Source organism: Rhizobium sp. UFLA01-1127, from assembly GCF_059803845.1.
Genome location: NZ_JAUQTZ010000199.1, coordinates 1 through 8,531, shown reverse-complemented (window position 1 = coordinate 8,531; position 8,531 = coordinate 1). Strand labels below are relative to the sequence as shown.

Below are 8,531 nucleotides of genomic sequence, written 5' to 3'. Positions count from 1 at the left end.
CCTTTCGCGGACAATGCAGCACTTGCGAAGATCCTCGGCGAGTTCCGCCCCTATCTCGGCCTCGATTACGGACGGATCGCATCCCAGGCCCGCCAGCACATCGAACGCGGCGACATGGTTGGCTGGACAGTCGGTGCCAAGCTCGCGGGCGGCAATGTCAATTTCGATATGGGTTACTCGGATGTCCTCGGCGGCACGGTCGACCGCCGCGACTCCGGACTTCTTTTCGTAAGTACTTCAATACGTTGGTAAAAGTGAAGCAGGGTAAGATCATGAATTTCAGAACGATGAAAGACCGAAAAGCTCGCGCGCTATCTACTGCAATGCTTTTGAGCTGTTCAATCATACTGTCGGGTTGTGGTGGCCGCGAGGCGCATCCGATCGCATCGACCAGCGCGGGTGATACCGGACTGCAGTGCAGCGGCATCAATCGCGAATTTGCGGCGAACGAACGTCAGATACTCTCGACCGTCAAGGAGCGTTCGCAGGCCCAGGGCAAGAATGTCATCCTCGGCGCCACGGGTGTTCTTCTGTTCTGGCCGGCCTTGTTTTTCATGGATCCCAAATCGCCGGAGAAGATCGAAATCGACGCCTTGCGCAATCGCAATCAGGTACTGACGGATATTGCCCGTTCGAGAGGGTGTGCGACGCCGAAATCCCAATTGGGTGAACTCTACAAGAAGCTCGACGGCGGCGTGAAGACCGCGCCTGCCGCAAGAGGGGGCTGAGGAGATGACGATATCCATGCGTTTGACATCTGAAACCGGCAGCCGGGGGGCGATTGATGCGATACATTTCTAGCGGCGTTAAATTCGTGTGGGCTAGCATCGCGAAATTAGCACCTCATCGTGCCGCTGGCAGCGGCACAACTGGGGATTATTAATCGGACGAAGGCGATTGCAGATATACGCTATGAAATCATCACCTTCACCCTTTCCTCAATCACCTTCAAGAAAATTGGTGACTGATCCAATGAAGATACTGACAATCTTTGCAAGTTTCGCTTTGCTTCTTTCCGGATGCGCGCAAGTGCAACAGGGCGTTCAAAAGGTGTCAAACGGTGTTGGCGTCGTGCTCGCAGCGCCCTTCAATCATCTCAACACTCAATGGCGTGGAAAACCATTGTCTATATTCGAGGAGAAGTTTGGGCCCGCCACCGAGCGAAATGCCGCGTCTGGAACGTTGACACTGACGTGGGAACGAACGATTACAACACGCATTGGTGGCTCATGGCACGAGGACGCCGTGGCTTACTCGCCCACCGTCACCATTAGAAAACGTTACTATGTCCCGGAACATGACGACCAGGTCTCATGCCGTGTCGCGCTCGTTGTAAAAAGTGGGCAAATCGAGCAGGTCAAGACGCTTAGCGACTATACCGTGCCGGTACCGAAGAAAATGTTGGACACGTCCGTATGTCAAATCGTCTTTGGCCTTTGAGCTGCGACGGATGGGGATGACGGAAAGCCGACCCATCGACGGCAATAAGCGAATCGAGCTGACCTATGTGAGGGGGTCACCGACGTGACCGCGCGCCAGTAAGCGCCATGGCCTGTCCTGGATGAACTTCAGTTCCATGTCGGCAACCATGCGGAGGATAGTGATGACCATTCGGCCCATGCTTCCGGCCCTCGTCACTGCCGGTTCGAGGACACGCAGGGACGTGCCCTTTTCATCAGGTTCATGAGCGAGATTGAGAACGTCGCGCGGGGAACGCCCAACCTCTCACATTAGATGCAAAGCGACATGGTTTCGATCATCGAGCCCAATTCGCGTCAGTGGTGAATCGGAACGTTTGCTCCCAGGTGAACGGAGGTGCTATTTGGAAGCGTGACGGCGATATGGCATGTGTCCTCTGCAAACAAGCCGGGAATCAGCAGCGGCTACGCAACACAAGAGGCTTGGTGAGTGCCCAAAAAGACATCGGAAGAACCGTGGGCATTCGATTTCCTGTCACCGTTGATTTGGCAAATGCAGTCTCGAGGAGAGCCACGTCCCCTTGATGATCCGGACCCCGACCTCAGATCCTTTTTCCTGTCCGAGATCGAAGAAGCATGGTCCCATAGCATCGATCCGCCGGCCTGCGTCCACTGCCACAGCCTGAATACGGTCCTGCGCTATAAAGGTCGGCCGCCGGGCGGAACGCCATATTTCACCTGCAATCATTGTGCGACGGGCTTCTCTCGCCGTACCGGTACGCCGTTCGAAGGATTTCGAAGACGCGACAAACTCGAGCAGTTCGTGCATCTGTTGTCGCAGCAAATCAGTGTGGCGGAGGCCTCACGGCAATTGGGTATCACCCAGATTATGACTGGCCGCTGGCTGCGAATATTTTCCGAATGGTTGCAGCAACGCGACCCGTCTGGAAGGCTTGTCGCCAAGATCCGGCTCGGGCAAAAACCGCCGCTTTCACAGGTGGCCTGCCCCAAATGTGGGCTGCCGTCACATCTATCCTTTTATGGGCTGGTCACCCTGAAAGATGGTCGTACGGTCAAGCGACAGGTGCGTTGCCATGCCTGCGGCCGGCATTCGCGGCTTGCCGCCAGCGAAGGTCTAGCTGACTGAGGTCGAGTTTGCGCGGGAGCATCACCTCAGCCTGCCCTCCGTCGCGTCGCCGAAAGAGCAGAAGCACTCGCAAGGGAATATCCGTGATGCGTGTTCTTGTCTGTGTTTCCTATAGTAATTGGTGTAAAATTCACACACGCTTTACCAAACTTACGCGAACTGATCGAAGTTTTCTCTCCATATCCGTGTAGAGATTGACGTTCCCTGCCAAGTCCATCAAGAGAAAGCATCAAAATGTGCCGCATGACGCGGCCTGGGCGAGGCGCAAAATAGGCTACATTTTCCTGCGAGATCCGCGGACGTAGCCTGGCCTCAAAAGGGCGAGAGCGTATCGTGGGCAAGCATCCGAGGCAGGATTCCAGCAAATCGTTCAATGAGCGGAGCGGAGGAAGCAGAGTCGTTCCATGGCTCTTGCGCCTCGGACATCAATCGCTTGCGGTTACCCTCAGCGCGCTCCTGTTCTTGCAGCCGGCGATTGCCAATGCGCAATCGGTATCGGCCAGTACCACCGCGCCCGCCGCCAACCAGCCAGGCGTCGGCGCTGCGCCAAATGGCGTGCCCCTGATCGATATCGTCACGCCGAATGCCAGCGGCCTGTCATATAACAAATACGACAACTTCAATGTCGGCACGCAGGGCCTGATCCTCAACAACTTCAAGGGCGAGAACGGCACCTCGAACCTCGGTGGGGTGACACCGGGCAATCCGAACCTCAATGCCTCGAACCCAGCCTCCGTCATTCTCAACGAAGTCACCTCGGGCAATCGTTCCGCGCTGAACGGTCAGATGGAGGTGTTCGGTGGTCGCGCGGATGTTATAGTAGCTAACCCTAATGGAATAACGTGTGCGGGCTGCGGCTTCATCAATACGCCGCATGCCACCCTGACGACCGGTGTCCCCACTATCGGCGCCGATGGCAGCCTGACGGGCTTCACCGTCAATGGCGGCGATGTCACCTTTGAAGGGGCAGGGACAAACCTCACAACCGCTCCCGGCGCAGTCGATCTCTTCGATGTCGTCTCGCGCCAGATCCATGTCAATGCTCCAGTGTATGGCAAGACCATCCGACTGACTGGTGGCGCCAGCCAATACAATTATGCCACCGGAGAGGCGACGGCGCTGACCGCCACCTCGGGCACGCCGGAGTATGCGATCGACGGCACGGCGCTCGGCGCCATGCAGGCCGACCGCATCAAGGTCGTCGTCACGGAAAAGGGCGCTGGCGTCAAGATGAGCGGCGACATGGCGGCCAATGCCGGCGAACTGTCGCTGTCGGCCGACGGCAAGATCTCGATCGGCAATGCTTCCGCGCGAGATGGGGTGACCATCACCTCGAAGCAGAAGGTCACAGCCGCCAAGGTAACCTCGAAGCAGAAGATCGCCGTTCAGGCCGACCAGGGCATCACCCTGCAGTCCGTTGCCGCGGATAGCGATATCGTGCTTGCGAGCGGAAGCGGCCTGCTCAGCGTCTCCGGCGATGTCAACAGCGGTACGACCGTGCAGATGACTTCGGGTAGTGGCATTGCCGCCGGCAGCGTCACCGCTGGCAATGGCGCAACAACCCTTGTCGCCACCTCTGGCGATATCGCGATCGCAGGGGCTGCCAATAGCACAGGCGACCTCAATCTGACCGCTACGGCCGGCTCGATCTCGGCCGCCTCGCTGCAGAGCGGCCAGAACATCGCCTCGAGTGCCGCTCTCGATATTGCCGTTGCCGGCAATGTGCAGGCACAGGGTAATGTCAATGTTACCGGCCGGTCCATCTCCATCGGCAAAGTCATCTCAGGCATCAACATCGCCGCCACCAGCGCTGATCCGAATGGCAATGTGGTGCTCGGGGTAGCTGGTGATCTGAGCCTGACGGCGACCGGCGGCAATATCGCCACCGGCAATCTTTTGTCGGCCGGAAGCCTCAAGACGACCGCGACCGGCAATATGACTGCGGGCGGCGCTCAGTCGGCCAACAATCTGACGGTAACTGCGGCGTCTCTGACAGCCAGCGGCATCACCTCCCACGGAGCGCTTACGGTCAATACGGCAGGCGGCCGCGTTGACGTCAGCGGCCAGGTTTTGGTTGCCAGTAATGTCCTGATCTCGGGGTCTGCCCTTCAGGCAGGCGCCATTGCCGCCGGTGTCGACTTTGCCGCTACCGGCGCGAACGGCGGCGGCATTGTTCTCGGCTCGTTGGGTACGCTCGGGCTCACCGCCACCGCAGGCAATATCGTTGCCGACAACTTGCTGTCGGCCGGCGACCTGACGGTTCAGGCCGCCCTGTTGCAGGCCAACAACGTTACCAGCCACAGCAATGTCGGCATTAGTGGTGGGGTCAATGTCGCCAACCAATTGCTCAGCGCGGGCAATATCACCATCAATGGCAACGCCAATGGGATCAGCACCGGTCTACTCGCGTCCGGCGTCGACTTTACTGCCACCAAAGTCAATGGCGGCAACATCGTGCTGGCGAGTAGCGGCGATCTGACGATCAACGACAACACTGGCGCCATCCAGGCAGGGACCGTGCTTGCAGCCGGCGCGATCAATGCCAGCGGCCAGACCATCACCGCCGATACGATCACCGGCCACAAGGACATTACGCTTTCGGGCGCCACCAGTGCGACAGCCGGGAGTGGTGTCGTCAATGTGACGGGCCAGGTTCTCGGTGCAGGCAATGTCAGCGTTTCCGGCTCCGACATTAAAGCCGACGCCGTTGTTTCCGGCGTCGATATAGCCGCCGCCAATGCCTCTGGCGGCGGCGTCATACTCAGCCAGACCACGGCTGGGACTGGCAATCTGTCGTTGACCGCGTCCGACCAGCTCAAGGTCGGTACCTTGCTGTCCGCCGGCGATCTCAATGCCAGCGGTGCGGCGATCACCGCCGGCAATATCTCGGCCCATCACGACATGACGCTTGGCGGCGTCATCAGCACGACGACCACAAGCGGTCGCGTGGATATCAGCGGCCAGATTCTCGGCTCGGGCAACGTCTCGATCACCGGGCAGAGCCTGTCTGCACAGACCATCGTCGCCGGCCTTGATTTTGGCGGCACAAATGCGGCTGGCGGCAACATCGTCCTTGGTCAGGCCGGCGATTTGAACGTGTCCGTCAATGGCGCCGTCACGGCGCCAACCATCCAGGCCGCGGGTGTCATCGATGTGAGCGGCGCATCCGTCACAGCAGATTCGATCACCGGTCACAAGGATATAATCCTTTCCGGCGCGGGCGCGGGCGTGAATGTTACCAATCAGGTGCTGGGCGGCGGGGATGTTGCGATCTCCGGTTCCAGTATCGGTGCCGGGACCATAGTCTCAGGCGTCGACTTCACGAGGACTGCCGCCGCCAATGGCAATATCGTGCTGGCCGGGAGCGGTGACCTTGCGCTTGCGGCTTCGGGCGCACTCAGCGCCGGCACGCTGCTATCGGCGGGCAATCTCAGTGCCAAGGGCTCGACCGTTGGTGCGAGTAGCATGACTGCGCACGGTGATATCACGCTCGGCGGCGCGATCAGCGTGACAAACCAGATCCTCGGCTCCGGCAACTTATCGATCACCGGCCAGAGCCTGTCGGCGCAGACGATTGTTTCCGGTATCGACTTCGACGCGACCAATGCAGCTAACGGCAATATCGTCCTTGGCCAAGCTGGCGATTTGACTGTGAACGTTAACGCGGCCGTTGCTGCGCCGACCATACAGGCAGCGGGCACCATCAACCTCAGTGGTGCATCCGTCACTGCAGCTTCGATCACCGGCCATAAGGATGTCACTGTTTCTGGAACGGCGGTGGGCGGCGTCGCTGTCACTAATCAGGTGCTTGGCGGCGGGAATATCGGAATCTTCGGCTCGAGCATCCACGCCGGGACTATTGTCTCGGGTGTCGACTTCTCTGCTACGTCGGCCAACGGCGGCAACATCGTCCAGACGGCAAGCGGCGACATTTCCTTGACGTCGTCCGGCAACATCAGCGCTGGCACATTGTTATCGGGCGGGAATCTCAATGCCTCCGGTTCCACCGTCGGCGCTGATAGCGTGACGGCACATGGCGCTGTCACGCTCAATGGCGCGGTCAGCATCGCAAACCAGATCCTCGGGTCCGGCAACGTTTCGATCACGGGCCAAAGCCTGTCCGCCCAGACCATCGTTTCCGGTATTGATTTCGATGCCACCAATGCCGCCGGCGGCAATATCGCCCTTGGTCAACGCGGTGATCTGACCGTGAATGTCAATGGCGCCGTAGCTGCGTCGACCATACAGGCAGCGGGTGCCGTCGATCTCAGCGGCACGTCCGTCGCAGCAGCTTCAATCACTGGCCACAAGGATGTAACGCTTTCCGGAACGGCCGTCGGAGGCGTGACCGTTGCCAATCAGCTGCTCGGTGGCGGTAACGTGGGCGTCTCCGGCTCGAGCATCCAAACTGGGGCTATCGTCTCAGGCGTCGATTTTGCCGGAACGGCAGCCGCCAATGGGAACATCGTCCAGACGACAAGCGGCAATCTGACGCTCGCTTCGACAGGTTCTATCAAGACCGGCACATTGCTTTCGGCTGGCAGCTTTTCGGCCAGCGGTGCCACCGTGACTGCGGATGCCGTCACAGTGCATGGCGACATGATGCTCAATGGTGCCACCAGCGTTGCCGGCCAGATCCTTGGCGCTGGCAACGTGCGGATCACAGGTCAGAGCCTGTCGGCCCAATCTGTCGTCGCCGGTATCGACTTCGACGCGACCAGCAGGGTAGGAGGCAATATCGTCCTCGGCCAGACTGGCGACCTGACAGCCCAGCTCAGCGGTGGGCTCTCCGCATCGACGATCGAGGCGGGCGGTGCCATCAATTCCAATGCCGCCACCGTGACGGCCGATACCGTCACCGGCCACAAGGATATCGCGCTTGCTGGTGCTACCACCGTCAATGGCCAAATCCTTGGCGGTGGAACCGTCAGCGTCTCAGGCCCGAGCATTGCAGCCGGGGCAATCGTCTCCGGTGTCGACTTCGCTGGAACGGCTGCCGCCAACGGCAATATCGTCCAGACATCAAGCGGTGATTTGTCGCTGAACTCCGCGGGCGGCATCACGGTCGGCACGCTTCTCTCGGCCGGCGATCTTTCCACTCAGGCGATGGATCTGACCGCAAGCAGCATTATCAGCCATGGCAACACCGATCTGCAGGCCGGCGGTCACGTTGGCGTCGGTGGCCAGGTCTTATCGGCACGCGATCTCACCATCAACGCAAACAGCCTCAGCTCCGGTCTTCTGATCTCCGGTGTCGATTTCGCGGCTACCAACGGTAATGGTGGCAACATCGTCCTCGCCTCATCGGGCGCCATGAACCTCACCGTTGCCGGCAACGCCACGGCGGGCACGATCCTGTCGGCCGGCGATGTCACGGCCGATGCCGGCAATTTGCAGGCAAATAGCATTACCAGCCATGGCAAAGTCGGCATTGTCGGCAACGTAGACGTCAGCAACCAGATTCTTGCTGCCGGCGACCTTACTATCAATGGCGGCAGCATCAGCGCACCCACGCTGATCTCGGGTATCGACTTTGCCGCCACCAATGCCGCGGGCGGCACTATCGCGCTGGCGTCGTCTGGCAGCACCAATCTTACGGCCTCCGGCAATATTGCCGCCGGGACAATCCTTTCGGCCGGTGACTTCACGGCGAATGCGGCGGATCTCATTGCCGACAGCATCACCGCTCATGGCAGCGCAGGCATTGTCGGCAATGTCGATGTCAGCAACCAGATCATTGTTGCCGGCAATCTCACGGTTAGCGGCAGTCACATCAACGCGCCGACGCTGATCTCCGGCATCGATTTCGCGGCCACCAATGCCCGTGGCGGCGGTATAGTGCTTGGAACTGCTGGCGAGATGAACCTGACCGCCTCTGCGGGCATCACCGCGCAGACCATACTATCGGCTGGCGCAATCGCCGCCAGCGGCATTGCGATTGCGGCCAACGCTGTGACCGGGCATGG

Annotated in this window: 4 protein-coding genes and 2 pseudogenes; 5 read left to right on the top strand and 1 reads right to left on the bottom strand. The window is 59.7% G+C overall.

The window, feature by feature from the left end; genetic code table 11:
- The 3 genes and pseudogenes from Q4Q11_RS29585 to Q4Q11_RS29575 all read left to right on the top strand — a co-directional run.
- A pseudogene (locus Q4Q11_RS29585) lies at positions 1-252 on the top strand (ShlB/FhaC/HecB family hemolysin secretion/activation protein); the annotation flags it as partial.
- Between the two features lie 20 nt (positions 253-272).
- A complete protein-coding gene (locus Q4Q11_RS29580; protein WP_498571697.1) occupies positions 273-728 on the top strand; it encodes a hypothetical protein in 456 nt (151 codons plus the stop codon).
- Positions 729-972: 244 nt separating this feature from the next.
- The gene (locus tag Q4Q11_RS29575; protein ID WP_498571696.1) at positions 973-1,440 is read left to right on the top strand and encodes a hypothetical protein; all 468 of its coding nucleotides are present in this window, start codon (positions 973-975) and stop codon (positions 1,438-1,440) included.
- A 63-nt stretch (positions 1,441-1,503) separates the two neighbouring features.
- Here the strand turns inward: Q4Q11_RS29575 and Q4Q11_RS29570 are convergent.
- A pseudogene (locus Q4Q11_RS29570) lies at positions 1,504-1,707 on the bottom strand (recombinase family protein); the annotation flags it as partial.
- Positions 1,708-1,908: 201 nt separating this feature from the next.
- Between Q4Q11_RS29570 and Q4Q11_RS29565 the strand changes: the two are divergent.
- Together Q4Q11_RS29565 and Q4Q11_RS29560 are read left to right on the top strand one after the other, a co-directional pair.
- Complete coding sequence (locus tag Q4Q11_RS29565) at positions 1,909-2,565, top strand: DUF746 domain-containing protein (RefSeq protein ID WP_498571695.1); 657 nt, start codon at positions 1,909-1,911, stop codon at positions 2,563-2,565.
- A 411-nt stretch (positions 2,566-2,976) separates the two neighbouring features.
- Positions 2,977-8,531: two-partner secretion domain-containing protein (locus Q4Q11_RS29560; RefSeq protein ID WP_498571698.1), on the top strand; the 5,555-nt coding region annotated here is incomplete at its 3' end.

Excerpts from the sequence above, each read along its gene's own strand:
- Q4Q11_RS29580 (WP_498571697.1), top strand. The coding sequence starts at position 273 with ATGAATTTCAGAACGATGAAAGACCGAAAAGCTCGCGCGCTATCTACT.
- Q4Q11_RS29575 (WP_498571696.1), top strand. The coding sequence starts at position 973 with ATGAAGATACTGACAATCTTTGCAAGTTTCGCTTTGCTTCTTTCCGGA.